The organism is Sphingomonas citri, assembly GCF_019429485.1.
GTDB classification, from domain to species: domain Bacteria; phylum Pseudomonadota; class Alphaproteobacteria; order Sphingomonadales; family Sphingomonadaceae; genus Sphingomonas; species Sphingomonas citri.
Genome location: NZ_JAHXZN010000009.1, coordinates 12,777 through 36,527, shown reverse-complemented (window position 1 = coordinate 36,527; position 23,751 = coordinate 12,777). Strand labels below are relative to the sequence as shown.

Sequence of the window (23,751 nt, the reverse complement as noted above, 5' to 3'; positions counted from 1 at the left end):
CAAGCCCAAGCTAAGGTTTGCCCTCCAATCCTTGTCGTATGGCGCGCTCGATTTCATCCTCGCTGCGGCCACCGTTGATCGCCAATCGATCATCGAAGATGAAGTGGGGCACGGAACGCACGCCCTTTCGACTGGCTTCCGCAGATTCCTGCTCGACACGGTGGTGCTCGATTTGATTGAGGGCAATTGCTCGCGCCTCATCGCGATCGAAGCCGTTGGCTGCACCGATTTCCGCGAGGATATCGGGATCGGAGGTGTTTTTCGCCTCGAGGAAGTAGGCGTTGCTGATGGCAACCGCGAGCTTGTGTTGCGTGCCACGCTCGCGAGCTGCCGAGATGAGCGCGTGCGCGGGTTGTGTAGGATAGGCCCAGGGTTGCCGGCTTAGGTCGAGGCCCAAGCCGGACGCGCGGGCCTCCATCTCGGGTCTTGCAAACGCTTGCCGGGGATCGGTCACACCATAGCGTGAGCGAAGCATATCTGGGATGTGAACCCCCGCTGCCGGCGCATCCGGCATCAGCAGCACCGGGTGATGTTCGATATCAACCTTTAGTTCGGAGAACCGTTCGGCCAAGACCTTATCAAGGCGATACATGCCCAAAATGCACCAAGGGCATGAGACGTCGGTATATAGATCGATCTTCAACATGGCCTTTCCCCATCAAGCACTGGGCAGCGGCGGAAGGATCGCCTCGTTCCGGTCACGCTTCGTGGTGAGTTGCCAGATGGCGTCAGCGATGGTGGCCGGTTCGATGATGGGGAACCTGGGGTCCAGTTTGCGACCTCCTGCCGTCGCGGCACGCATCCCGGTCGAGTTGTTGATCATCGCACCGATGCTGACGGTACCGGCAAAGACGCCTTTTTCGCCCAACTCGGCATGAAGGGTATGGGTGTAGTTGCGGGCTGCTGCCATCAGCGGCGCCGCGCCGCTGAAACCGGGCGTCGGAAACACGGCACCCAAGCCACCTACGAGGACAATGGCGCCTCCGCCGCGGGCAAGCATCCCCGGCAACAGAGTATGAGACACTTCGATCGGTGCGAAGGCGAAGATGTTCGCCATCGACTGAAGGGTAGCCGCATCGAGGTCTGCGGCGGCAACGAAGCTGCCATCAGACGGCAAGGGGCAATAAACAGCGACGTCGACCGAGCCGAAGCGTTCCTCGATGGAGTGGACCAGTGCTGGAATGCCGGCAATATCGGTCAGGTCGAAGGGGAACGCTGCGGCAGTGATGCCGGCTTTCCCCAGCTTCGCAGCGCGCTCTTCGAGCGCTGCGCTGTCGCGAGCGACGAGCGCCACTTGATACCCCTTTTGCCCATAGTATTCGGCAAGGGAGTTACCGAGGCCCGGTCCAGCACCGAAAACGGCGAGAGTTTTGCTAGCGGTCATGATGCCCCTGTCGCTGGTATGTTTCAGTGACCAAACCATCTATCCTGACCAGCAGTCTTCACAAGGACGCATATTTTTGAGGCTAGGTCACATGGATATGACTGTTTCGCCGGATCAGCCCGGCGATAACCCAAACTGCCGCAGGGTCAGCGCTGTTCTCAGTCGGCTTGGCGACAAATGGACGATACTCGCCGTCACGATGCTTGTTGAACGCCCGAGGCGCTTCAACGAGCTTAAGCGACTAATTGGTGGTATATCCCAACAGATGCTCACGCGGACTCTCAAATCCCTAGAGCAGGATGGAATGGTTTTGAGAAAGGTATATCCTACCATTCCACCTAAAGTAGAATACAGCTTGACGACTATGGGTCAATCTCTGTCCGAGCCGCTACTACAATTAGCTAGTTGGGTACTCAAAAATATTGAGCAAATAGAAAGTAAAAGGGCGAGCCTCAAAATTCATAATGATGAGATATTTTGAAAAAGGAGGTTGCGGACCTGCCCGTGGCGCAGCCTGTCCCGTTTCACCATCCCAAAGGGAATGTCCCGGCGGTTTCCGTTGTTGCCTCTTCCGCCTGCGCCATACGATCACAAGTCTGAGAGCATATTCAGCAGCAGTGGACGCAGGCGGCGAAGTTCACCACGGTGAGTAAGCGCAAGCGCGGCGATCTTGTTTGCCCCGGCCGGAGTCAACACTACGGTCACGCTTCGGCGATCAGTCGTGCCGGCCGTTCGCCGTACCAAGTCGAGTTTTTCCAATCGATCGATGAGACCGGAGGCGCTGTGCGGGCGTAGCCGGAGTTGATCGGCGAGTTCTCCGACCGGCAATGCAAGATCGGGCGATGCGCGCAGCGCCAGGAGAGCCTGATGCTGCTGCGCGGTGATGCCGGCGGCTACGGCCGCGTCTTCGCTGAAGGACAGGAACGTGCGCAATTGCCGTCGAAACCCGGCGAGAGCGCGATAGTCCTTGTCGCTGATCAGATCGTCCATGGCATCGATCATGGCATGAAAACGACCGGTTAAGAAATATCGTAGTACGATATAACTGCCGGTAATGATTTTTCATCCGTCTCGTCCGCTCCGCCTCGCCGACCACACCGCCGACCGCCGCATGCTGATGCTCGCCGGTCTGGCGCTCGTCATCGGCAGCGGTGGTGCTGCAGCAGCCTGGCTGCTGTTGAAGCTGATCGCGCTGGCGACCAACCTCGCCTGGTATGGCCGCGCGTCGTTCGCATCGGTGTCGATCGTGCCTGCGGCGCACGGCCCGCGCACGCTGTTGGTGCCGATTGCGGGCAGCCTTGTCATCGGGCTGATGGCGCGGTTCGGGTCCGACAAGATTCGCGGCCACGGCATTCCCGAAGCCATCGAGGCGATCCTGTTTGGGCAGAGCCGGCTCTCGCCCAAGGTCGCGGTGCTCAAGCCGGTGTCGGCGGCCGTCTCGATCGGATCGGGTGGTCCGTTCGGTGCAGAGGGGCCGATCATCATGACCGGTGGCGCGATCGGCTCGCTGCTGGCGCAATGCTTTCACCTGAGCGCCGCTGAGCGCAAGACCCTGCTGGTGGCGGGCGCCGCGGCGGGGATGACCGCGATCTTCGGCACGCCGGTCGCAGCGATGCTGCTCGCGATCGAGGTGCTGCTTTTCGAATGGAAGCCGCGCAGTTTCGTGCCGGTGACGGTCGCCGCTCTGGCCGCGATCGCGTGGCGCCCGTTGATGATCGGCAGCGGGCCGATGTTCCCGCTCGTCGCGCGGATGACGATCGATGCGACGACGCTGGTCGGTGCGGCAGCTCTGGGCGTCGTCGTCGGCGTTCTGGCCTCGTCGCTGTCATCGGCGCTGTACAAGATCGAGGACGGCTTCCATCGCCTGCCGGTCCATTGGATGTGGTGGCCGGCACTGGGGGCGCTCGTCGTTGGGATCGGCGGGCTGATCGATCCGCGCGTGCTCGGCGCGGGCTACGACAATATCCAAGCGCTGCTCGACGGATCGATGGTGGTACGCGCGATCGTGCTGCTGCTGGTCATCAAGGCGATGGTATGGCTGGTCGCGCTAGGGTCGGGTACGTCCGGCGGCATCCTTGCGCCACTATTGATGCTGGGCGGCGCGGTCGGTGCGCTGGCGGGGCACTGGCTGCCGGGCGGTGTAGGCCTGTATGCACTGGCGGGTATGGCGGCGATGATGAGCGCATCGATGCGCGCACCGCTGACCGCAGCCGTCTTCGCGGTCGAACTGACGGGTCGCCTCGATGCGCTGCCGGTAGCGGCAGCGGCAAGCATAGCGGGCTATGCGATCGCGGTGCTGGTGCTCCGCCGGTCGATCCTGACTGAGAAGATCGCCCGGCGTGGCCGTCACCTTAGCCAGGAATATGCCGTCGATCCGCTGAGCCTCGTCCGGGTCGGGGAGATCATGACGCGTGATCCCGATACGCTGCTCGCCACCATGTCGGTTGCGGACGCTGCCGTGTTTTTCGGAGATGCCCCGCATCGCTCCTACCCAGTCGTAGATGGCGATAGACGGCCGGTCGGCCTCGTATCGCGCGCCGATGCGCTACGCTGGATGGATTCGCCGCCCGATCCGGCTGCGACGCTGGGCGATATGGTATCGGATGCTTCCCTCTCCACCGTTCCGCCGACCCTGCCGGTCGATCGCGTCGCCGAACTGATGCTGGCCAAGGACATCGGCCGGGTACCGGTGGTGGATGACGGCGGCATGCTCGTCGGTCTGATTGCCCGCCGTGATCTGCTCCTTGCGCGAACTGGCTGGCACAGCGACGAGCGCGACCGGATGCGGTTTACCGGTCGAAAAGCGCAGTGAACGCGCTATCCGGATCATCAGCGCGCCTCTGTCCGGTTTTGCCGAGGTATGAAAAGACGCCGCATGACGCGGCAGGCCGAGATGACGACATGTCACCTGATGCCGGTCACTTAGAGGGGTATGGAGCACGATGCGGGCGATGAGAAGTACGCTGTCAGACCGGCAGGCGGTCTGGGCGTTTGTGCTGGGCTGCATCGCCGTCACCTTCGGCGTGTGTGCGCACCTGCCCATGTTCGCTATGGCCCGGTCGATGCACTATCGCCTCGCCGGCATGCCGATGGACAGCATGATGCTGGTCGGCATGGCGTTGATCGTGCTGGGGACGCTGACGGCCGCCTATGGCCTCCTGCCTCGCAACGTAGCGGCCCAGCGTACTGCGGCGGCAGACATCATCGTCGCACCGCCGGAGGACGCGGCGTTGGGTCCGGCGCATTGGGGGCTGATGGCGGTGCTGGTCATCGCGCTGGTGATCGACGTCATGAAGCCCGCCTCGCTCGGCTTTACCGTCCCCGGCATGGTCAGCGAATATGGCGTGCCGAAGAAAACCGTCTCGCTGGTCCCGTTCTTCGCGCTGGCGGGCACGGTCGTCGGATCGGTACTGTGGGGCTGGATCGCCGACCTGTACGGTCGCAAGGCGTCGATCCTGTTATCGGCGGTGATGTTCGTCGGCACGTCGATCTGTGGCGCGATGCCGAGCCTCACCTGGAATATCGCCATGTGCTTCATGATGGGTGCCGCGGCTGGCGGGATGCTGCCGGTGACCTATGCGCTGCTCGCCGAGATGATGCCGAGCCGCCATCGGGGCTGGAGCCTCGTCCTCGTCGGCGGACTGGGGGCGGTCGGCGGCTATTTCGCGGCCAGCGGCATGTCGGCGGTGCTGCAACCGATCTTCGGCTGGCGGATCCTCTGGCTGGCGAATTTGCCGACCGGCTTGACCCTCGTCGTCCTCGGCGCCTTCATCCCGGAGTCCGCCAAATTTCTGCTGGCGCGTGGCCGGACGAGCGAGGCGGAAGAGGTGATGCGGCGTTTCGGCGCGAAGGCGCAGCGGGCGGGTCCGGCACAACATGCGCAAAAGGGCGTGTCGGATGCGCTGACCGGAATCAGCCTTTACGGCAAGCTGGCAGCGCTCAGCATGTGCGCCCTGTCATGGGGACTTATCAACTTCGGCCTGCTGCTCTGGCTGCCGGCCGACTTGGTCGCACAGGGCTATTCGGTCGGCGTGTCGAGCCGATTGCTCGCCGAGAGCGCGCTGATCGCATTCCCGACGGTCTTCGTCGCCGCGCTGCTGTACAGTCGGTGGAGTACGAAGGGGGCGCTCCTGGCGATGACGGCCATCACGCTGGCCGGACTGCTACTGGTCCTGCGCCTGGAACTCGCTGGGGTCGGCAGTCCGGTTCTGCCGGTAGCGCTGCTGATCGTCGGGACGAACGGTATCATTGCGATCGTCCTGCCCTATGCTGCGGAAAGCTTTCCGCTCCGGGTGCGTGCCCGTGCGACGGGCTGGGTTGCCGCTTGCACGAAGGGGGGCGGACTGCTGGCGCAGGGTCTGACGATCAGCGGCATAACCTTGTCGATGGGACGCTCCTCGCTGCTGGTCATGGTGCCGACCGCGCTTTCACTCCTGCTCGTGGCCGTATTCGGGCGTGAAACGCGCGGGCGCGACCTTCGGGAGCTCGACGCGACCAATGGCCCTTCCATTTCTGTCGAGCGGTAGAAAATGCATGGCGCGTCCATTCAAACCGCTGTGGGTGATAAGCCGACCAGCGTTGTCAGTTGGCTTTGATCGTTCTCGAAACTGATCGTTTTCGAAACGCCGGCAGGCACAGCCTTCGGTCATCCAGTGTGTTGGCGGACATACTCGCCCAGGCCGCGCGCAATGAGTTCGTCATTGGAGAGGCGAGGGCCTCGCTTCAGGCGCTGATCGCTGAGTTTGCGGCGATCGAGCTTCGGCCCGGGTGGTACGGGCGAGGGGGCCTTGAACATCCCGCCGGGCTGAGCGGTACGCGCGGGCTCGTGGTTGTTGCGCTTGGCGTGGTGCGGCTGCACCTGCTGGATGGCGTGTGCAAGCGCCAGCGCCGCGTCGAGGTGCTTGTTGTCGATCACCGGCGCCTGGTTCACCCTGCGCATCTTGTCGAAGATCCGATAGGGCAGGGCCTCTCCCTCGTGCTGGATCTCGAGCCGTCCGTCCGGGTACTCGCACACGTCGACCTTCTTGCGCGCGAGCCCCTGAGCGACCGGGGTCGGCTCCAGAATGAACATCGCCTTGTTGTAGTGGAGGGTGAGGGCGCCGGTGACGGTGCGCTTCTCGCGCCATACCATCTCCGCTTCAAGGTTCTCGTGGATGGCCAGCGGCCGATGCAGATCGCGCGGGTCGAAGGGCGCCTTAGCGAACCGCTGGTTGTGCTGCGCCATGTAGGAGGGGAGGAAGGCGTTGGCTTGGTCGATGGTGTCCATGCGGTGGAGCCGCATCGCCTTGACGAGCCGGTCCTGCAGCGTCGCATTGGCGCGCTCCACGCGGCCCTTGGCCTGCGGCGAGTTCGCGCAGATCAGGTCGATGTTCAGGCGGTCCAGCGCACGCCCAAGATGAGTCATCCCGTCGCCGTTCGCCGAGGCCGTGTTGTTACGGAAGGCGCTGTGCTTGTCCGTGTAGAAGGCGACCGGCTTGCCGTGCCGTTCGAGATACGTCCGCGTCGCGCGCATGTAGGAGAAGGTGCTTTCGCTCTCGACCATCTCCAGGTGCATCAGCTCGCTCGTGGCGTCGTCGATGAACACCAGCAGCGTGCATTGCGGCCCGCGGTCCTCGAACCACCAGTGCTTCGAGCCGTCGACCTGGACCAGCTCACCGCGACAGTCGCGCCGGTAGCGGGGCTGGTACGGGCGAGGGCGCCTGGCGGCGCGATCCTTCCAAAGCCCGGCTTCCATCATGATCTGCCGCAGTGTTTCGCACGACAGGCCGAGGCCGTGGCGCTCGGCGAGGTACTCGCGCGCGAGCGTCGGCCCGAAGTCGGCATAATTTTCTCGCACCAGCGCGACCACCTCGGCGCGGAAGGCATCACTGTAGCGCCGATTGCTCGGCCGCCCACGCTTGCGCGACACGAGGCCCGCAGCACCTTCGTGTCTCAGGCGATCGAGCAACCGGTAGATTTGCCGCCGCTGGAGGCCCAGCAGCTCCATCGCGTCCGGGATCCGGATCTCGCCGCGGTCGAGCCGCATAAGCGTGTCGAACCGGGTGATCTCTGCAGCACTCATCGTCAGCACCGTCATACCATGCGCGTCCTCGTTGCCGAGGAAGGCTATGACACCGGAGGCCCGCTGCAGAACCGCTGTGCCATTTCTAACTAGCGGGAGTGTGCCATTTGTACGTTGCGTCTACACTACGTGTTGCCGCCAGTTAGAAAAGACACATTCTCCGCCAGATAGAAATGACACCGCTTCGTGGCAGCGGGGGCAGCGTGGAGCCCCCCAAGCAGCGCAGCGCTGCCCCCGCTGAGGCATTGTCCTCTCGGCTCCTGCGCCCTTGGACCCGCTGCGACAGCGGCGGGCTCGGTCACACCGCGCGCGCTTTCCCACGAGGATCGGTAGATGGAAATGCGCAGGCGTTCCCAAATCCCATCTCGAAGCCGATTTTGAGAAATCTGAAACTGGCTCAATCCAACCGAACAGGTAGCGCGGAACCATATATCTGCTATGCTGGATATATGGAAAAGGATTTGGCTATAGCTGCGCTTGGTGCGCTGGCGCAGGGAACGCGCCTTGATGTGTTCCGCCTGTTGGTGCGGCACGAGCCGGACGGCATGGCTGCGGGTGATATTGCCCGTCAGCTCGACGTGCCGCAGAACACCATGTCCTCGCATCTCAGCATTCTCGCCCGCGCGGGCTTGGTCCGCTCCGAACGCCATAGCCGATCGATCATCTACCGCGCCGACCTCGACGGCCTGCGGACGCTGACCCTGTTCCTCGTCAAGGATTGCTGCGCCGGCTCGCCCGAACTGTGCGCCCCGCTCATCGCCGAGCTCGCCCCCTGCTGCTGAAAGGACGCCCCGTGGCCGTCGATATCGTCATCTACCACAATCCCGAGTGCGGTACGTCGCGCAACACGCTGGCGATGATCCGCAATGCCGGCATCGAGCCGCATGTGGTCGAATATCTGAAAACCCCGCCCTCGCGCGCGCTGCTGGTCGAGCTGATCGACCGCGCCGGCATGACGCCCCGCAAGCTGCTGCGCGAGAAGGGAACACCCTATGCGGAGCTGGGCCTGGGCGACACGTCGCTGTCCGACGACGCGCTGGTGGACGCGATGATGGCGCATCCGATCCTCATCAACCGGCCGCTGGTCGTCTCGCCGCTCGGCGTGAAGCTGTGCCGGCCGTCCGAAGCCGTCCTTGATCTGCTGCCGAGCGGCCAGCTCGGCGCGTTTGCCAAGGAAGACGGGGAACAGGTGGTCGATGCTTCGGGCCAGCGCGTCGCCTGATGCTCCTTGCCGTCCTGATCTTCGTCGCGACGATCGCGCTCGTCATCTGGCAACCCAGGGGCCTCGGCATCGGGTGGAGCGCGATGGGCGGGGCGGTCGTGGCGCTGCTCGCAGGCGTCGTCACGCTGTCCGACGTGCCGGTGGTATGGGGCATCGTCTGGAACGCGACCGCCGCGTTCGTCGCGATCATCGTCATCAGCCTGCTGCTCGATGAAGCCGGGTTCTTCGAATGGGCCGCGCTGCATGTCGCCCGCTGGGGCGGGGGGCGCGGTCGCCGGCTGTTCGTTCTGATCGTGCTGCTCGGCGCTGCGGTGTCCGCGCTGTTCGCCAACGACGGGGCCGCGCTGATCCTGACGCCGATCGTCATCGCCATGCTGCGCGCGCTGGGGTTCAAGGACAAGGCGACGCTGGCCTTCGTCATGGCGGCCGGGTTCATCGCCGACACTGCCAGCCTGCCGCTGGTCGTATCGAACCTCGTCAACATCGTGTCAGCCGACTTCTTCAGGATCGGGTTCGGCGACTATGCGGCCGTGATGGTGCCGGTCGATCTGGTGTCGATCGCGGCCACGCTGGGGGCGCTGTTGCTGTTCTTCCGGCGCGACATACCGGCGGACTATGACGTGGGGGCGCTGCGCGCGCCGGGTGAGGTGATCCGCGATACCACGACGTTCCGCGCGGGCTGGATCGTTCTTGCGCTGCTGCTCGCCGGCTTCTTCCTGCTCGAACCGCTCGGCGTGCCGGTCAGCACCGTGGCCGCTGCCGGCGCGATCCTGCTGCTGGTGATCGCGGGGCGGGGCCATGTGATCTCGACGGCCAAGGTGCTGCGCGGCGCACCCTGGCAGGTCGTGATCTTCTCGCTCGGCATGTACCTCGTCGTCTACGGCCTGCGGAACGCAGGTCTGACGGATCATCTGGCGGCGCTGCTCGATCGTACCGCGCAAGGCGGAGTGTGGGGCGCCGCATTGGGTACGGGAGTGATCGCGGCCATCCTGTCATCGGTGATGAACAACATGCCGACCGTGCTGGTAGGCGCGCTCTCGATCGACGCCACCCACGCGACAGGCGCGATCAGGGAAGCAATGATCTACGCCAACGTGATCGGCTGCGATCTCGGCCCCAAGCTGACGCCGATCGGCTCGCTCGCGACGCTGCTGTGGCTCCACGTCCTCGGACAAAAGGGCGTCAGGATCGGATGGGGCTATTACTTCCGGGTAGGCGTCACGCTTACCGTGCCGGTGCTGCTCATCACGCTCGCGGCGCTCGCGATCAGGATCAGCATCGCGTGACGGCATTGACCATCACTACGCTCGAACCTGCCGAGCTGGCCGAGCTGGCATGGTTTCTCGACGCCGCGAGCCTGCCGAGCGCCGACCTCGCCGAACCTGACCGCCTGTTCTTCCGGGTCGAGGCCGATAGCCTCGTCGGCTATGGCGGGCTGGAGGGCGAAGGGGCCGACCGCCTGCTCCGCTCGATCGTCGTCCTCGCCGATCGCCGCGGGCATGGCCTGGGCCGGGCACTGGTCACCACCCTCGAACGACAGGCGCACACCCTTGGGGTACGTCGCCTCCACCTCCTGACGACGACGGCCGCGCCGTTCTTCCGGACGCTCGGCTATGCCCACGCCGATCGCGGCGCGGCTCCCCCGGCCATCGCCCGATCGCGCGAGTTTACCGCGCTATGCCCGGCGTCGGCCGTCTATCTCGTGAAAGCTCTCTGATGCCGCTCCGCACACTCGCCGATCCCGATACCCTGCCGGCGCTCGATCCCGCCTATGTCATACAGCGGCCGGCGCTGGGGCTTGGCCCGCTCGATTCCGCGCCGCGTATCCTTCTGCTCTATGGTTCGCTGCGTGAACGGTCCTTCTCCAGGCTGTGCGTCGAGGAAGCGGCGCGCCTGCTCCGGTTCTTCGGCTGCGAGACGCGCATCTTCGATCCATCGACCCTACCGCTACCCGACCAACATGCCGGCGACGACCATCCGGCTGTCCACGAGTTGCGCGAGCTGTCTCTATGGTCGGAGGGTCAGGTGTGGTGCAGCCCTGAGCGCCACGGCCAGATCACTGGCATCATGAAGCTGCAGATCGATCATCTGCCGCTGGCGATGGGCGGGATGCGCCCAACGCAGGGCCGTACGCTGGCGGTGATGCAGGTGTCGGCCGGCTCGCAGTCGTTCAACAGCGTCAATACGCTCCGCGTGCTGGGTCGCTGGATGCGTATGGTGACGATCCCGAACCAGTCGAGCGTCGCCAAGGCGTTCAACGAGTTCGATGACGCCGGGCGCATGAAGCCGTCCAGCTACTATGACCGGATCGTGGACGTGATGGAGGAGCTCGTGCGCTTCACGGTGCTGCTGCGCCCGCACACTGCCCAACTCGTAGATCGCTATTCGGAGCGCAAGGAAGTCGGGGTGCCGATCGACACCGCTAAGGACCTTTCCAGCATCGCGACAGTGCCGCAATCCTGACGGGCTTCGCCAAGAGTTGCGTACATGCAGCCTAGACCCGCCTTCCGCCGGCCAAATCGGGCGGCGACGTGATCGCTTCCATAACCCGGCAATCCGCGATCCTGCCGCCCTCACAATCCCGTGTCGCAGCCGCCAACGCGTCCCTGAGCGCCATCAGGCGGCCAATGCGGTCTTCCACGCTCGCAAGGTGCCGGCGGGCGAGCGAGCCTGCTTCCTTACAATCCTGATCGGGGTTGGCCGACAAGGCGATCAGGGATCGAATTTCGTCGGTCGAGAACCCCAGATCACGGGCATGCCGGATAAAGGCGAGCTGGCGAACCTCCGCATCACCGTAGGTGCGGCGCCCACCTGCCGTGCGCGCAGCCTCCGGCATCAGGCCGATGTCTTCATAGAAGCGGATCGTGTTGACCTTGGTCCCGGTCCTTTTCGCTATGTCGCCAATCATCAACACCTTGCGATCCTCGCGATTTTCCGGTTGCTCCTACAGTGACTGTAGATCGTAACGGAGCGGGATGAGCGCAAGCGAATCCTCTACGTGCGGCTGCACGGGCGATACGAAACGTGCGGAGCGCGACCCTGCCTATCGTCGTGCCCTATGGATCGTCGTACTCCTGAACCTCGGCTTCGGGCTGATCGAAATCGTCGGTGGGTTCATCGCCGACAGTCAGGCGCTCAAGGCCGATGCCCTCGACTTCATCGGCGACGGCGCCATCTCGTTGTTCGGCCTCATCGCGCTGGGCTGGGCTGCGGCAGCCCGCTCAAGGGTCGCTCTTGCCCAAGGCTTGTTCCTCGGAACATTGGGGCTGGGTGTCATCGGCTTTGCCATCTGGCGCGCGATGAACGCCGTGGCACCCGTCGCCGATCTGATGGGCGGCATCGGGATCGTTGCCCTTATCGTCAACGTCAGTGCGGCGCTCGTCCTGTCGCGGTTTCGTGAAGGCGATGCCAATGTACGGGCTATCTGGCTGTTCAGCCGGAACGATGCGCTCGCCAACATCGCCGTCATCATTGCCGCCGGCCTGGTGGCGTGGACCAGAAAGGCATGGCCCGACCTCGCGGTCGCCGGCGTCATCGCGATCCTGTTCCTGCACTCCGCTTGGGAGATCACCCGAGGTGCGTTGGCAGAATTGGGTGGCCGCTCATGAAGGTCGAAAGCAACGCTAGCTCGGTAGCGTCCGATGATCGCGGGTTACGCAGTGCTCATGGAATGATAAGGAGCAAGCTCATGCGCAAGCTGCTGCCCTTTCTCGCCTGTCTGATGCTGGTCCTGACCGGCTGGGCGGGCATGGCGCAGGCTACGGAAAGCGTCGGGTGCGTCGAGACCTCTCAGGTCAATACGATCATGCACATGGCTGGCGACTGCGACGAGGTGCCCGCCGATGCGGACAAGGGCTATCCTCACCATCACACCGTCTGTCACGGCCACCATGTCGCTGCACCGGCTGAGCATAGTGTCGACGTCGCTCTGATCGACAACTGGGCCGAATTTGCGAGCCACAAGGTTCCGCTCTGGCTTGCGCATCAGAGCGACCCGGCGCTTCGACCGCCACAGGCCTGACGACGCACTGGGCGCCTCCCGGCGCCTGAGACTGGTTCGTCAGGAGCATCTACAATGAAGCGCATGATAGCGGCCGTGCTGGTCGCGACAGCCTGTGCGTCGAGCAACTCGGCACAGGCACAGGACACGGAGGTGTCGGCACCGCCGCTGACCCTTGATGAAGCACTTACCGCGGCCGGCGCGATATCGCCGGCGGTCGAGGTCTCCCGATCGGGCATTCAGGCGGCACAAGCGCAACGCTCGATCGCCGGATTGCGGCCTAATCCGTCGCTCGACACGATGAGCGAGAACGTCGCCGGCACCGGTATCTACAAGGGACTGCGCTCGGCCGAAACGACGGTCGGCGTATCCTTGCCACTCGAACTCGGCGGCAAGCGGTCGGCGCGCGTCGCGGTCGCCAATGCGCAACTCGACCGCGCTTCGCTCGAAGCGGCGATCATTCAGGCCGATCTCCGGTTGCGGGTCACGCAGGCCTATAATGATGCAGCGGCGTCGCAACGCAGGGTAGTCACCGCCCGCGAACAGGTCGGGATCGCAAACGAGGTACTGCGTGCAGCACGGGTCCGCGTTGCAGCCGGCCGCGCCTCACCGCTCGAAGAGCAGCGCGCTGACGTAGCTCGGCTGAATGCGGAAGGGGCGGCCGAGCGCGCGGAGCGATCCGCCCAAGTGGCGCTCGGCAATCTTGCCCGGCTGATCGGGCGCGGCGCCAGCTCGCTGGATACAGCCTGGTTCGCCCGTATCGAAGGCGCAGGGCCACGGTTGCCGGTGCGCAGTGAAGGCACGCTGACGGCCGCGGCGGTTCAGGCCGATCTCACCACGGCGACGGCGCAGGTCCGCCTTGCCCGAAGCCAGCGGGTTCCGGACGTGACGATCAGCGCGTCCGCACGCAGGCTTGCGATGACCAACGATACGGCTGCCGTGGTTGGCCTGTCAGTGCCGCTGCCGCTCTTCAACAATGGCCGCGCGGCCGTCGATCTGGCTTCTGCCCAACGAACTCAGGCGGACGCGCAGCGCCGCCTCGCGCTGCTCGATGCGGAACAGGCCATCGCTTCGGCACAGGGCGACGTTGCGAATGCAGCGACGACCGCCCGTAATGCGACCGGACCGACGCTTGCCGCGGCGCAGGAAGCCGCCCGGATCGCGCGTATCGGCTACCGCGAGGGCAAGTTCGGACAGTTGGATCTCCTGGAGGCTGAGCGCACACTCGCTGACACCCGTGCGGCCGCGATCGACGCGCTGGCCGCCTATCATGACGCACAAGCCCGGCTGGAACGGCTCGCCGCCCCGGCGCCTACCGATGCGAAGGACGCACGATGAAAACCAAGCACGCGCGGACCATGCTGTCCGCTTTGCTTCCGCTGGCGCTCGTTGCGTGCGGCGGGGCCGAAAAGAAGACCGACGACATGGCCGGTATGGAGGGCATGGAGAAGGGTGAAGGGGCCGAGAAGAAGGCGGATAAGGATGCGGTGACGCTCACGGCTCGGCAGATCGCCGATGCCGGCATTGAGGTCGCCCGCCCGACCGTGGGCGGGGTCGCCGGCGCCATCGAGTTGCCCGCGCTCGTCCAGGGCGATTCCCAAGGCGTCCAAGTCGTCTCCGCGACCATCGGCGGTCGCTTGGTCGCGCTCACGCGCAACCTCGGCCAGCCTGTCCGGCAGGGTGACCCGCTGGCGGTGATCGAGAGCCGCGAGGCCGCTTCGCTGAAGGCGGAAGTCGAGGCCGCTCGCGCCCGCGCCGCATTGGCGCAGTCGAACCTACGGCGCGAACAGCGGCTGTTTGCCGAGCGTGTCTCGCCCGAACAGGACCTGGTGGCTGCGCGGACCGCGGCGACGGAGGCGGGAATCGCGCTGCGTCTCGCGCAGCAGCAGCTCGGTGCCACGGGGGGCGGTGGTGGTGCCCTCAACCGCATCGCCATGCGCTCGCCGATCTCAGGTCAGGTAATCGCCCGTCCGGCCGTCCTCGGCCAGACCGTCGATGCGAACGCCGAACTCTACCGGGTCGCGAACCTCTCGCGGGTGACGATCACCGCCTCGGTCTCGCCCGCGGATGCAGGCCGTATTCGGCCGGGTACGCGGGTCGAGGTAACCGCAGCCGGTCGTAGACAGGAAGGACGGGTGTCGTTCGTGTCCCCGGCGCTCGATGACAGCACGCGCCTCGTGCCTGTCATCGCCACGCTCGACAATGCGGGGAACACCTGGCGGGTGGGCGAGCCGGTGACGGCGAGCTTCATGCTGCCCGCCAACGGCGATCGTAGCGTCTCGGTCCCCTCCACGGCAGTGCAAAGCATCGAGAACCGCACCGTCGTCTTCGTCCGCACCCCGACCGGCTTCCACGCGACCCCAGTCACGGCCGGTCGCCGCAACGGCGATCAGGTCATCATCAGCTCCGGCCTCAACGGCCAGGAGCGGATCGCCACGACGAACTCGTTCACCCTCAAAGCCGAACTCGGCAAGGGTGGCGGGATGGACATGGACTGAGCCCATGATCTCCCGCCTTGTCACCTTCTCGGTCGAGCGGCGCTGGCTGGTCCTGCTGCTGACCCTTGTCGCCGCGCTCGCGGGCGTCTTCGCCCTCCAGCGCCTCCCCATCGATGCCGTCCCGGACATCACCAACAATCAGGTGCAGGTGAACGTCCTCGCACCCTCGCTGTCGCCCGACCAGATCGAGCGGCAGGTCTCGTTCACGATCGAAACTTCGCTCAAGGGTATTCCGGGTCTTGCCTATACCCGGTCGCTCAACCGCAACGGCTTTGCCCAGATCACTGCCGTCTTCACCGACGCGACCGACATCTACTTTGCCCGCCAACAGGTCGCCGAACGGATGCGGATGGCCGAGGAACGGCTACCGCAGGGCGTCATGCCCGAGATGGGGCCAATCGCGACCGGCCTCGGCGACATCTTCATGTGGACCGTCGAGTTTCAGGAACTCAACCGTGTGAAGCATCGGGATGGCGAACCCGGGCTCCAGCGCGACGGCAGTTACATCACTCCCGAAGGCGAACACCTCGTCAGCGAACGCGACAAGGCGACCTACCTCCACACCGTCCAGGAGTGGATCGTGTCGCCGCAGCTCCGCGGGACCGAAGGTGTCGCCGGCGTGGACTCGCTGGGCGGGTTCGACCGCGAATATCTGGTCATTCCCGACCTCCAACGCCTGGCATCGATGCAGCTGACGGTCCAGGACCTCGCTACCGCGCTCGAGCGCAGCAACACCAGCATTGGCGCAGGCACGGTCGATCGGAACGGCGAAGGGCTGTTCGTCCGCTCGGACGCGCGCGTTCGCACCGCTGATGAGCTGTCACGCACCGTCGTCGCGAGCCGCGAGGGCGTACCGATCGTGCTCAATCAGGTGGCGACCGTGAAGGCCGGGCAGGGCATCCGCACCGGCTCGGCATCCGAGAACGGTCACGAGGTCGTCGTTGGCACAGCCGTGATGCGTATCGGCGAGAACAGCCGCACCGTCGCGACCGACGTCGGTGAACGGCTTCAGGCCATCGGCCGATCGCTGCCGACCGATGTCGTGGTCAAGCCGGTCCTCGATCGTACCAAGCTCGTGAACTCCACGATCGCGACGGTTGCCCGCAACCTCGCCGAAGGCGCGGTGCTGGTCATCGTGGTGCTGTTCGTGCTGCTCGGCAATTTCCGGGCGGCGCTGATCGCCGCGATGGTGATCCCGATCACGATGCTGCTCACCGCCACGGGGATGCTGCGTGCCGGTGTCTCGGCCAATCTGATGAGCCTCGGCGCGCTCGACTTCGGTCTGATCGTCGATGGCGCGGTCATCATCGTCGAAAACGCACTGCGCCACCTCGGCACGCGCCAGCACGAAACCGGGGGTGTACTCCCACTCAAGGAGCGTCTCTCAATCGTGGCGGCGTCCGCCCGTGAGATGATCCGGCCATCGGTCTATGGGCAGGCGATCATCATCCTCGTCTACGCACCGCTGCTCACCTTCAGCGGCGTGGAGGGCAAGATGTTCGAGCCAATGGCGCTCACCGTCATCATCGCGCTCGTCTTCGCCTTCGTGCTGTCCCTAACCTTCGTACCGGCGGCCATCGCCGCCTTCCTCGCCGGCAAGGTCGAAGAGAAGGAAAGCCGGATCGTCGTCTGGCTCAAGCACCGCTACGAACCCAGCCTCGACGCCGCCATGCGGCGTCCAAGCGTCACCATCGGCGGGGCGCTTGCCGGCGTCTTGGTGGCGGCACTCGCTTTCACGACGCTGGGTCAGGAGTTCCTACCGCAGCTCGATGAGGGCGACATCCTCGTCCAAGCCTGGCGTCCGCCCGGCACGTCGGTCGAGCAAAGCCAGCGTATGCAGTTCGCGGTCGAGAAGACGATCAGCCGTGAGCCCGAAGTGCAATATGCCTTCTCGCGGACGGGCACGTCCGAGATCGCCAGCGATCCGATGCCGCCCAACGCGACCGACACGTTTGTGATGCTGAAACCTCGCAAGGAATGGCCGGACCCCAGCCTCCCCAAGGAGGAGCTGGTCGAGCGCATCGAGAAGAAGGTCTCGACCATCCCGGGGAACGGCTACGAGATTACGCAACCCATCCAGATGCGCTTCAATGAGCTCGTCGCCGGCGTGCGCGGCGATATTGCGGTCAAGGTGTTCGGCGACGACTTTGCCAGCATGAATGCGACCGCGATCCAGATCGCGGACGCGATGCGCAAGGTGCCTGGCGCAGCGGATGTCCGGGTGGAGCAGACCGAAGGACTGCCGCTTCTCGACATTCGTCCCAACCGGGACGCGATGGCGCGGGTCGGTGTTTCTGCCGGCGATGTCCAGGACGTCGTTGCGGCAACCGTAGGTGGCAAGCAGGCCGGCGTGATCTTCGAGGGCGACGCCCGCTTCCCGGTCGTGATCCGTCTCAGCGAGACGGCACGCGCCGATTTGCAGACCCTTGGGCAGATACCGGTGCCAACGGCGAGCGGATCGTTCGTGCCGCTCGCCAGCGTTGCGGACATCGGGCTCGGCGATGGGCCGAACCAGATCAGCCGGGAGAACGGCAAGCGGCGTGTCGTCGTCCAGGCCAATGTGCGTGGGCGAGACGTTGCAGGGGTCGTCGAGGAGGCGCAGGCCAGGATAGCGCAGCAAGTTGCCTTACCGGCCGGCACTTACCTCACCTGGGGCGGGCAGTTCGAGAATCTTGCCAGCGCCCGGGCACGCCTGACGATCGTGGTGCCGATATGCTTCGCCGTCATCATGCTGCTGCTTTACGGTGCGCTCGGATCGGTGCGCGACGCGGCTCTGGTCTTCACCGGCGTGCCGCTGGCGCTGGTCGGCGGTATCCTCGCGCTCGTACTTCGCGGTCTGCCGTTCTCGATCTCTGCCGCAGTCGGATTCATCGCGCTGTCTGGTGTGGCAGTGCTCAACGGCCTGGTTATGGTGTCATCCATCCACGACCTGATGCGGGCCGGAATGGACCGCGCGCGGGCCGCCCGCGAGGGGGCGTTGCTTCGGTTGCGACCTGTTGCCATGACCGCGCTCGTCGCAAGCCTCGGCTTCGTACCGATGGCGCTGGGCCACGGCGCGGGGGCCGAGGTGCAGAAGCCGCTCGCCACTGTTGTGATCGGAGGCCTGATCTCGGCTACTCTGTTGACCTTGTTCGTCCTACCTACGCTCTACGCACGCTTCGGCGGATGGCGCCCGGTTGAGAATGACGCTGAAGAACCGGGCATCGTGCCTGCGGGAATCCACCTATGACCCAGAACGAGAAGAAGACGATCATTCCGCTGGCTGCGCGTGCTGCGCTGGCCAGCGTCAGCATGGCAAGCTTTCTGCTGTTGCTTAAAGCCTATGCCGCCTGGCGCACGGGATCGGTGTCGATGCTCGGGTCACTCGCCGATACCGCCCTCGATCTGCTGGCATCACTGGTGACGCTCTACGGGGTCAAGCTTGCTGCTGAGCCCGCTGACCAAGAGCACCGTTTTGGGCACGGCAAAGCGGAGGCACTGGCAGCGCTATTCCAGGTCGCCCTCATCGCGGCATCCGCGATGGCGATTCTATGGCGAGCGGTGCAGGCTTTCAGCGGTCAGGAGCCGGCACAGGAAGCCGGAACCGGTATCCTCGTGTCCGTCATAACGATCGGCGCGACGCTCGTGCTGCTCGCCTATCAACGTAGCGTGATCCGGCAAACGGGGTCAGTCGCGATCGTTGCCGACAACGTCCATTATCAGGCTGACGTGACGCTAAGCGGCGCCGTGATCGTCGCATTGGTGCTGGATCAATATGCCGGGCTGAAGGGTGCCGATCCGGTGTTCGGCATCGGTATCGGATTATGGCTAGCGTTCGGTGCTTTCCGCGCGTCCAGCCAGGCGATCGACATGCTGATGGACCGCGAGTGGCCGGAGGAGCAGCGCGCGGCCTTTCTGGAGGTTGCCGCAAAGCAGCCGGGGCTTCGTGGCATTCATGATTTCCGGACTCGTCACGCCGGCACCCGTGATTTCGCGCAGTTCCACATGGAAGTTGACCCAAGCCTGACGGTTGCTGCCGCGCATGACCTAGTTGAGGCCATGGAACGGACGCTGCATCGAGCCTTCCCCAAAACGGAGGTGCTGATCCACCTCGATCCTGAGGGCCATGTCGATACGGACGATGAGTTGATGGAAGCCGACGTGACTCCTCATTGGTTCGGCAAGCGGATATGATCCCCTCATTCTTGGAAGGATCGAGTTTCGGAATCTGCCCCACAGACTGACGAAACTGGCGCAGACGTAGTCTCTCGATCAGGCGGGCAGATCATGATCTATTTGGGCATCAAGGCGGCAATCTCTGGGGTGCTTATCGCCGTCGCCTCGGAGCTGGCGAAACGCTATCCTGGTTTTGGGGCGCTGATCGCGTCGCTCCCCCTCGTATCGGTGTTGGGCATGATCTGGCTGTGGAACGCGAAGCCAGATGCAGATAACATGGCTGCGCACTCTGCGGCGACGTTCTGGTACGTCCTGCCATCACTGCCGATGTTTCTCGCCATTCCTGTTCTGCTGCGCCATGGTCTGCCCTTCTGGCTGTCGCTGGGTCTAGGGTGCCTGCTGACGATCGTCCTCTATTCCGCGATGACGTTCATCGCACCAAAGTTCGGTCTCCGGCTGTAGTGGCGACGGCGAGGTCGTTTCCGCGTAGATGGCCTTCTCGTAAACGAACCCGTAGCGGGAAGGCGGCACTGCCGATCGCGCCGAAAGGCGTCCGAGACGTCCGCTTTCCCAGAAGCTGTTCCCGATTGCTCTTTCCCGAAACTAGCCGTTGAGGATAAGGAAACGGGAATGATCGCGCTGAACGAATGGCTGCTTGCGGGAAGCGAGTTAGCCCGCCTGACCGTCCGGGTCTGGCAGGAAAGCCGTCTGGCTGCTTTCGGGCGGTAAAACCATACATGCAGACGATCGTTAATCAGGTAAGCAGCGGCCGTCGTGCGTTCCCGAAGGGCCGTTTAGGCGGACTAGCGCATCTCTCTGCGCGCCGCCCTGCCTAGATCGCCAATTCTGCCCCGAGGTGTTGATGTGGTGGCAGTCGCCGCCTCCAGCCTTTCCATCATGCGCGTGAATACGCCGAGCTCACCCCGGAGCTGATCAAACTGTGACCAGGATGCCGACGATTCTTGACCTATCGTGTGAATAAAAAGCCGACTACAATAAGAAAGATGGCTCCCTCAATCAATCCGAGCAGCACATGGCCAGCTGCGCGGAAAAATCCAACGTGCAGCACTCGAGCGAACCAACGCGTCTCGACGACCCAATAGTTCAGGATGGTCGCCGCCGCGAGCCAGTGTCCGATGGCACGAGCGGTTGGATGAGGATCGGTGCCGAGGCTGGCACTCAGTCCCGTTCCGAGCGCGAAGATCGCCGCAGGGTAGCATTGCTGGTAGAAGGGCTGCTGCAGTGACGTCCGATTGAGCCCGCTACCGAGAAGGCGCACCATGCGTGCCGCGAGGAATAGCGGGAACGACGCGAATACGACGACGCGGAGCACCAAGGCGCTAGCATTGTCGTTCACGAGGTCCGCGAGGCCGTGGTGATTGGCAATGATCTTGTCGGTCTGTCCGAGCGCGGTGGCGACGGTATGGGCCAGCAGCAGCGCCAGCGCGAGGAAGAGCGGCGGGCTGAGCACGGAGCCATAGCGCTTCTCGTCGGGTAGAGTAGCTTCCGCTTCGATCTGCATCATGATGCCGAGCGGAGTGAAGAGGGCGCGCCACAGCGTGAGAGGGAAGAAGAGCAGCCAGCTCATGACCTCGTAGAGGAGCTCGTCGAGCGAGTTGAGCCACTTCATGAAATCCATGGTGCACCGTCGGCCATCGCGCCTGCCGGTGCAATATCCGCTTGCAAATCAAAGGGCGAACCTCTCTGATCCGGATCAAGCGGCAGGGATGAACGGCATGCGCAGATCATGGATCGCAGCGCTCGCGCTGATCGCGGTCACGGCGCCCATCGTGCCGGCGCAAGCGCAGGGTGCCCGCGCCAGTTCGGCCACCGAGTTCGCGCGCATGGCCGAGCGGCTGAAGCCGGGCGAATGGGTCTGGGCGCCCGGCGTGGCCCCCAACGGTCAGATCGTCGTCTATGTCGACCTCTCACGCCAACTCGCCACTGTCTATCGCAACGGCGTCCGCATCGGGGTCAGCTCGGTCTCTTCGGGCAAGCCGGGCCACGAGACACCGACCGGCGTGTTCACGATCCTGCAGAAGGACGCGAAGCATCGGTCGAGCAAGTACAATGACGCGCCCATGCCGTTCCAGCAGCGGCTCACCTGGGACGGTGTCGCGCTTCATGCCGGCGGGCTGCCTGGCTATCCCGAGAGTCACGGCTGCGTGCATCTGCCCTATGGCTTCTCGCGCGAGCTGTTTGGCATCACGTCGCTCGGGGCGACCGTCGTCATCGACGGCGACGCCGCGCGGCACGTCCGCACCTCCGACACGAGCCTGCTCGCACCGTTCGATGCCAAGGGACGCCCGATCGAGCCCACGCTGCTCGATCGCGAGGAGTTCAGCTGGCGGCCGGAGCGCGCGCCGAGCGGTCCGATGACGGTGATCGTGTCTAAATCCGATCGCCAGGTGGTCGTCATGCGCAGCGGCGTCGAGATCGGGCGCAGCGTCGCGACCGTGAACGACGACGACCCCGGCAGCCACGTCATCACGCTGACACGTGGCGCCGACGGAGCGCCGCGCTGGGTCTATATCGGGCTACCCGGCCACGAAGAGGAGGCAGGACGCTCGCTCGACGAGGCGGTGATCAATCGCCTGCGGCTGCCGCGCGGCTTCTACGAACAGGTCCGAGTCGCGCTGCGGCCGGGGACGACGATCCTGATCACGCAGTCGCGCGTCGGGTCGAGCGGCGGCGAGCCGCTGACGGTCATGGATGCGGTGGTGCCGCAGCCATGACGCTCAACCGCCCGGTCAACTACAGGCCGGCGAACAGGGGAACTGCCATGTCTATCAATCGCGTCGCGCCGCTCCTCGCCGCCACGCTGCTATTGCCCGCGGTACCAGGCACCGCGGCGGCGCAGACGACCGGTCTCGAGGACATGGTGGGCGCGCGCGCCGGCCAGGCAGAGATGGAGGTGCGACGCCGCGGCTATGTCGACATCCGAACAGAGAAGGGCGACGACCGCGGCTATACGTATTGGTGGAACGCCGACCGGCGGCAATGCGTCACCATCGCGACGATGGACGGACGGTACAGCTCGATCCAGCCGACGCTGCCGCCCGACTGCCGCAAGCCGGCCAATCTACGTCCCAACCCCAATTACACCGGACAACCTGCCACGCGCCCGCCCGCGGGCTACGAACCCGACCGTGGCTATGCGCGTCCCCCGGAGCGCCAGCAGACGGCGCCCAGCTACGTCGGCGGCGTGCCGCCCGTCGTCGACGGCCGTGACGTTGACCTCGGCCTCGTCTGCTTCGGCGACGGCACCAAAGCCGGCATCGCTAGCGGAACCACCTGGACATGGAATCGAGACAAGAACCGGTACGACTACGGCCGCTACAACGAGACAACCACCGAGGTGTTTGATGCCTCGCTGATGGTCCAGACGTGGGAGGGCGGAGGGCGCATCCGGCTCCCGCGGTCGCTGATCCCGCCGCTCAACTCGCGCGGGCATGACGGCTGGTGGGACCTCTACGACGTGGTCGAAGGTCCTGACATCATCCGCGCAAGCTACCGGCTGAACGGGCTCAACAAGCCCAAGCTGGTGATCGATCGCCGTACCGGCCGGATTACGGTGGAAGGTGCGGGAACCTACGGCTTTCGCGGCACGTGTGACATGATCGGGCACGAGGCGCGGCGCTTCTAGCGCCGCATGCCGGCCGGCTCGTTGCCGCACATTAGCGCCCCTGGCATCGCGGCAGATCGACCGCACCGCGTGCGATCGTCACACGAGGGAGATCGGCGCGGATGAACTTCGTGCAGTGGCTCGCCTCGCTCGACGCCCTGCTGTACGAGCTGATGGACTGGCTTATCTTCTTCCCACTCACGCTGTGGAAGATCATCCGCCATCCGCTCGACGCCATGGCCTATGCGGAGCAGCAGCTGCTGCTGGAGCCCGAGCGCCAGTTTCGTGGGGCCGTCAGTCCGCCCGTCATGCTGATACTGACGATCGTCCTGGTGCAGGGGGTCGGGATCGTGGTCGGCGAGGGCACGAGCCCTATCGTCGGGAGCGGGCACGGGCTGGCCGCGCTGGTGAACGACGACACCACGCTATTGCTGCTGCGCCTGGTCTTATTCGGCCTGTTCGCACTGGTGCTGGCCACACGTAAGGTGCATCGCAGCGGCGTAGAGCTCGACCGTGATACACTGAAGCCGGCGTTCTACGCGCAATGCTATGCCATCGCGCCATTTGCCATGCTGGCGAGTGGCGGCCTGACCATCATCACCGCGCCGGCCGAAGGCGTGGTCCTGCCTATCCTCGGGACCGCGGCCTTCCTGACGGCCTTCCTGTACTACGGCGTCCTTCAGGTTCGTTGGTTCAGCCGCGAACTCCGGCAGTCGTTCCTGCGCTCGCTGGCGGACGCCGCGATCGGCATGATGGTGAGCATCGCGCTGACGATCGGCCTGGGGCTGCTCTTTCGATGATCTGGG

24 protein-coding genes are annotated in these 23,751 nt (G+C 64.7%); 18 read left to right on the top strand and 6 right to left on the bottom strand.

The features are described 5' to 3' along the window. Positions 1-10 precede the first annotated feature (10 nt). Together KZ820_RS18070 and KZ820_RS18065 are read right to left on the bottom strand one after the other, a co-directional pair. Positions 11-646, bottom strand: coding sequence for a DsbA family oxidoreductase (locus tag KZ820_RS18070; RefSeq protein WP_219750255.1), 636 nt, complete (start codon positions 644-646; stop codon positions 11-13). A 12-nt stretch (positions 647-658) separates the two neighbouring features. After that, entirely contained in the window at positions 659-1,384 is a 726-nt protein-coding gene (locus KZ820_RS18065) for an SDR family NAD(P)-dependent oxidoreductase (RefSeq protein WP_219750254.1), read from the bottom strand. Between the two features lie 91 nt (positions 1,385-1,475). Between KZ820_RS18065 and KZ820_RS18060 the strand changes: the two genes are divergently transcribed. Next, positions 1,476-1,865: a winged helix-turn-helix transcriptional regulator gene (locus KZ820_RS18060; protein ID WP_219750253.1), complete on the top strand. Its 390-nt coding sequence runs from the start codon at positions 1,476-1,478 to the stop codon at positions 1,863-1,865. A 107-nt stretch (positions 1,866-1,972) separates the two neighbouring features. Here the strand turns inward: KZ820_RS18060 and KZ820_RS18055 are convergent, their stop codons facing one another. Further along, a complete protein-coding gene (locus KZ820_RS18055) occupies positions 1,973-2,374 on the bottom strand; it encodes a MarR family winged helix-turn-helix transcriptional regulator (RefSeq protein WP_219750252.1) in 402 nt (133 codons plus the stop codon). A 121-nt stretch (positions 2,375-2,495) separates the two neighbouring features. Here KZ820_RS18055 and KZ820_RS18050 point away from each other — a divergent pair, with 121 nt between their 5' ends. Together KZ820_RS18050 and KZ820_RS18045 are read left to right on the top strand one after the other, a co-directional pair. After that, positions 2,496-4,196, top strand: coding sequence for a chloride channel protein (locus KZ820_RS18050; RefSeq protein WP_258048322.1), 1,701 nt, complete (start codon positions 2,496-2,498; stop codon positions 4,194-4,196). Between the two features lie 139 nt (positions 4,197-4,335). Beyond that, positions 4,336-5,910, top strand: coding sequence for an MFS transporter (locus tag KZ820_RS18045; protein WP_258048321.1), 1,575 nt, complete (start codon positions 4,336-4,338; stop codon positions 5,908-5,910). A 119-nt stretch (positions 5,911-6,029) separates the two neighbouring features. Here the strand turns inward: KZ820_RS18045 and KZ820_RS18040 are convergent, their stop codons facing one another. Continuing rightward, positions 6,030-7,460 (bottom strand): ISNCY family transposase, encoded by a 1,431-nt coding sequence (locus KZ820_RS18040; RefSeq protein WP_219750249.1) that lies wholly within the window; start codon positions 7,458-7,460, stop codon positions 6,030-6,032. A 434-nt stretch (positions 7,461-7,894) separates the two neighbouring features. Between KZ820_RS18040 and KZ820_RS18035 the strand changes: the two genes are divergently transcribed. Genes KZ820_RS18035 through arsH form a run of 5 tightly spaced genes read left to right on the top strand, consistent with a single transcriptional unit; the run spans position 7,895 to position 11,130 of the window. Next, entirely contained in the window at positions 7,895-8,227 is a 333-nt protein-coding gene (locus tag KZ820_RS18035; RefSeq protein WP_219750248.1) for an ArsR/SmtB family transcription factor, read from the top strand. Between the two features lie 11 nt (positions 8,228-8,238). After that, complete coding sequence (gene arsC / locus KZ820_RS18030; protein WP_219750247.1) at positions 8,239-8,667, top strand: arsenate reductase (glutaredoxin); 429 nt, start codon at positions 8,239-8,241, stop codon at positions 8,665-8,667. Further along, the gene (locus KZ820_RS18025) at positions 8,667-9,953 is read left to right on the top strand and encodes an arsenic transporter (RefSeq protein ID WP_219750246.1); all 1,287 of its coding nucleotides are present in this window, start codon (positions 8,667-8,669) and stop codon (positions 9,951-9,953) included. Before arsC ends, KZ820_RS18025 begins: the two co-directional genes overlap by 1 nt. Further along, positions 9,950-10,384 (top strand): arsenic resistance N-acetyltransferase ArsN2, encoded by a 435-nt coding sequence (gene arsN2, locus KZ820_RS18020; RefSeq protein WP_308462273.1) that lies wholly within the window; start codon positions 9,950-9,952, stop codon positions 10,382-10,384. Before KZ820_RS18025 ends, arsN2 begins: the two co-directional genes overlap by 4 nt. Continuing rightward, positions 10,384-11,130, top strand: a complete 747-nt coding sequence (arsH, locus tag KZ820_RS18015) for an arsenical resistance protein ArsH (RefSeq protein WP_219750361.1) — start codon at positions 10,384-10,386, stop codon at positions 11,128-11,130. The genes arsN2 and arsH overlap by 1 nt, the downstream gene beginning before the upstream one ends. Before the next feature lie 31 nt (positions 11,131-11,161). Here arsH and KZ820_RS18010 read toward each other — a convergent pair whose 3' ends face one another. After that, entirely contained in the window at positions 11,162-11,575 is a 414-nt protein-coding gene (locus tag KZ820_RS18010; RefSeq protein WP_219750360.1) for a MerR family transcriptional regulator, read from the bottom strand. 67 nt (positions 11,576-11,642) lie between these two features. On the opposite strand from KZ820_RS18010, the gene KZ820_RS18005 reads away from it, so the two are divergent. The 7 genes from KZ820_RS18005 (at position 11,643) to KZ820_RS17975 (ending at position 19,782) form a co-directional block, all read left to right on the top strand. Beyond that, positions 11,643-12,275: a cation efflux transmembrane domain-containing protein gene (locus tag KZ820_RS18005; RefSeq protein ID WP_219750244.1), complete on the top strand. Its 633-nt coding sequence runs from the start codon at positions 11,643-11,645 to the stop codon at positions 12,273-12,275. A gap of 80 nt (positions 12,276-12,355) precedes the next feature. Further along, positions 12,356-12,688, top strand: coding sequence for a hypothetical protein (locus KZ820_RS18000; protein WP_219750243.1), 333 nt, complete (start codon positions 12,356-12,358; stop codon positions 12,686-12,688). 54 nt (positions 12,689-12,742) lie between these two features. After that, positions 12,743-14,005: a TolC family protein gene (locus tag KZ820_RS17995; protein WP_219750242.1), complete on the top strand. Its 1,263-nt coding sequence runs from the start codon at positions 12,743-12,745 to the stop codon at positions 14,003-14,005. After that, positions 14,002-15,165, top strand: coding sequence for an efflux RND transporter periplasmic adaptor subunit (locus tag KZ820_RS17990; RefSeq protein WP_219750241.1), 1,164 nt, complete (start codon positions 14,002-14,004; stop codon positions 15,163-15,165). The genes KZ820_RS17995 and KZ820_RS17990 overlap by 4 nt, the downstream gene beginning before the upstream one ends. Before the next feature lie 4 nt (positions 15,166-15,169). Then, on the top strand, positions 15,170-18,394 hold the full coding sequence (locus tag KZ820_RS17985; protein ID WP_219750240.1) for an efflux RND transporter permease subunit: 3,225 nt from the start codon (positions 15,170-15,172) through the stop codon (positions 18,392-18,394). Then, on the top strand, positions 18,391-19,338 hold the full coding sequence (locus tag KZ820_RS17980) for a cation diffusion facilitator family transporter (protein WP_219750239.1): 948 nt from the start codon (positions 18,391-18,393) through the stop codon (positions 19,336-19,338). The genes KZ820_RS17985 and KZ820_RS17980 overlap by 4 nt, the downstream gene beginning before the upstream one ends. Positions 19,339-19,431: 93 nt before the next feature. Continuing rightward, positions 19,432-19,782, top strand: coding sequence for a DUF3147 family protein (locus tag KZ820_RS17975; RefSeq protein ID WP_219750238.1), 351 nt, complete (start codon positions 19,432-19,434; stop codon positions 19,780-19,782). Positions 19,783-20,287: 505 nt separating this feature from the next. Here KZ820_RS17975 and KZ820_RS17970 read toward each other — a convergent pair. Continuing rightward, the gene (locus KZ820_RS17970; protein WP_219750237.1) at positions 20,288-20,959 is read right to left on the bottom strand and encodes a hypothetical protein; all 672 of its coding nucleotides are present in this window, start codon (positions 20,957-20,959) and stop codon (positions 20,288-20,290) included. A gap of 97 nt (positions 20,960-21,056) precedes the next feature. On the opposite strand from KZ820_RS17970, the gene KZ820_RS17965 reads away from it, so the two are divergent. The 3 genes from KZ820_RS17965 (at position 21,057) to KZ820_RS17955 (ending at position 23,745) form a co-directional block, all read left to right on the top strand. Further along, positions 21,057-22,055: a L,D-transpeptidase family protein gene (locus KZ820_RS17965; protein ID WP_219750236.1), complete on the top strand. Its 999-nt coding sequence runs from the start codon at positions 21,057-21,059 to the stop codon at positions 22,053-22,055. 47 nt (positions 22,056-22,102) lie between these two features. Then, entirely contained in the window at positions 22,103-22,966 is an 864-nt protein-coding gene (locus tag KZ820_RS17960; protein ID WP_219750235.1) for a hypothetical protein, read from the top strand. A gap of 101 nt (positions 22,967-23,067) precedes the next feature. Further along, positions 23,068-23,745, top strand: a complete 678-nt coding sequence (locus KZ820_RS17955; RefSeq protein ID WP_219750234.1) for a hypothetical protein — start codon at positions 23,068-23,070, stop codon at positions 23,743-23,745. Positions 23,746-23,751 lie beyond the last annotated feature (6 nt).

What these genes read in the sequence shown, in the direction of transcription:
- arsH (WP_219750361.1), top strand. Translation starts at nt 10,384, where the DNA reads ATGCCGCTCCGCACACTCGCCGATCCCGATACCCTGCCGGCGCTCGAT.
- KZ820_RS18040 (WP_219750249.1), bottom strand. Translation starts at nt 7,460, where the DNA reads ATGACGGTGCTGACGATGAGTGCTGCAGAGATCACCCGGTTCGACACG.
- KZ820_RS18050 (WP_258048322.1), top strand. Translation starts at nt 2,496, where the DNA reads ATGCTGATGCTCGCCGGTCTGGCGCTCGTCATCGGCAGCGGTGGTGCT.
- KZ820_RS17955 (WP_219750234.1), top strand. Translation starts at nt 23,068, where the DNA reads ATGAACTTCGTGCAGTGGCTCGCCTCGCTCGACGCCCTGCTGTACGAG.
- KZ820_RS17965 (WP_219750236.1), top strand. Translation starts at nt 21,057, where the DNA reads ATGCGCAGATCATGGATCGCAGCGCTCGCGCTGATCGCGGTCACGGCG.
- KZ820_RS17985 (WP_219750240.1), top strand. Translation starts at nt 15,170, where the DNA reads ATGATCTCCCGCCTTGTCACCTTCTCGGTCGAGCGGCGCTGGCTGGTC.
- KZ820_RS17980 (WP_219750239.1), top strand. Translation starts at nt 18,391, where the DNA reads ATGACCCAGAACGAGAAGAAGACGATCATTCCGCTGGCTGCGCGTGCT.
- KZ820_RS17990 (WP_219750241.1), top strand. Translation starts at nt 14,002, where the DNA reads ATGAAAACCAAGCACGCGCGGACCATGCTGTCCGCTTTGCTTCCGCTG.
- KZ820_RS17970 (WP_219750237.1), bottom strand. Translation starts at nt 20,959, where the DNA reads ATGGATTTCATGAAGTGGCTCAACTCGCTCGACGAGCTCCTCTACGAG.
- KZ820_RS18045 (WP_258048321.1), top strand. Translation starts at nt 4,336, where the DNA reads ATGAGAAGTACGCTGTCAGACCGGCAGGCGGTCTGGGCGTTTGTGCTG.
- KZ820_RS18000 (WP_219750243.1), top strand. Translation starts at nt 12,356, where the DNA reads ATGCGCAAGCTGCTGCCCTTTCTCGCCTGTCTGATGCTGGTCCTGACC.
- KZ820_RS18055 (WP_219750252.1), bottom strand. Translation starts at nt 2,374, where the DNA reads ATGGACGATCTGATCAGCGACAAGGACTATCGCGCTCTCGCCGGGTTT.
- KZ820_RS18065 (WP_219750254.1), bottom strand. Translation starts at nt 1,384, where the DNA reads ATGACCGCTAGCAAAACTCTCGCCGTTTTCGGTGCTGGACCGGGCCTC.
- KZ820_RS18035 (WP_219750248.1), top strand. Translation starts at nt 7,895, where the DNA reads ATGGAAAAGGATTTGGCTATAGCTGCGCTTGGTGCGCTGGCGCAGGGA.
- KZ820_RS18060 (WP_219750253.1), top strand. Translation starts at nt 1,476, where the DNA reads ATGGATATGACTGTTTCGCCGGATCAGCCCGGCGATAACCCAAACTGC.
- KZ820_RS18025 (WP_219750246.1), top strand. Translation starts at nt 8,667, where the DNA reads ATGCTCCTTGCCGTCCTGATCTTCGTCGCGACGATCGCGCTCGTCATC.
- KZ820_RS18010 (WP_219750360.1), bottom strand. Translation starts at nt 11,575, where the DNA reads ATGATTGGCGACATAGCGAAAAGGACCGGGACCAAGGTCAACACGATC.
- KZ820_RS18005 (WP_219750244.1), top strand. Translation starts at nt 11,643, where the DNA reads ATGAGCGCAAGCGAATCCTCTACGTGCGGCTGCACGGGCGATACGAAA.
- KZ820_RS17960 (WP_219750235.1), top strand. Translation starts at nt 22,103, where the DNA reads ATGTCTATCAATCGCGTCGCGCCGCTCCTCGCCGCCACGCTGCTATTG.
- KZ820_RS17995 (WP_219750242.1), top strand. Translation starts at nt 12,743, where the DNA reads ATGAAGCGCATGATAGCGGCCGTGCTGGTCGCGACAGCCTGTGCGTCG.
- KZ820_RS18070 (WP_219750255.1), bottom strand. Translation starts at nt 646, where the DNA reads ATGTTGAAGATCGATCTATATACCGACGTCTCATGCCCTTGGTGCATT.
- KZ820_RS17975 (WP_219750238.1), top strand. Translation starts at nt 19,432, where the DNA reads ATGATCTATTTGGGCATCAAGGCGGCAATCTCTGGGGTGCTTATCGCC.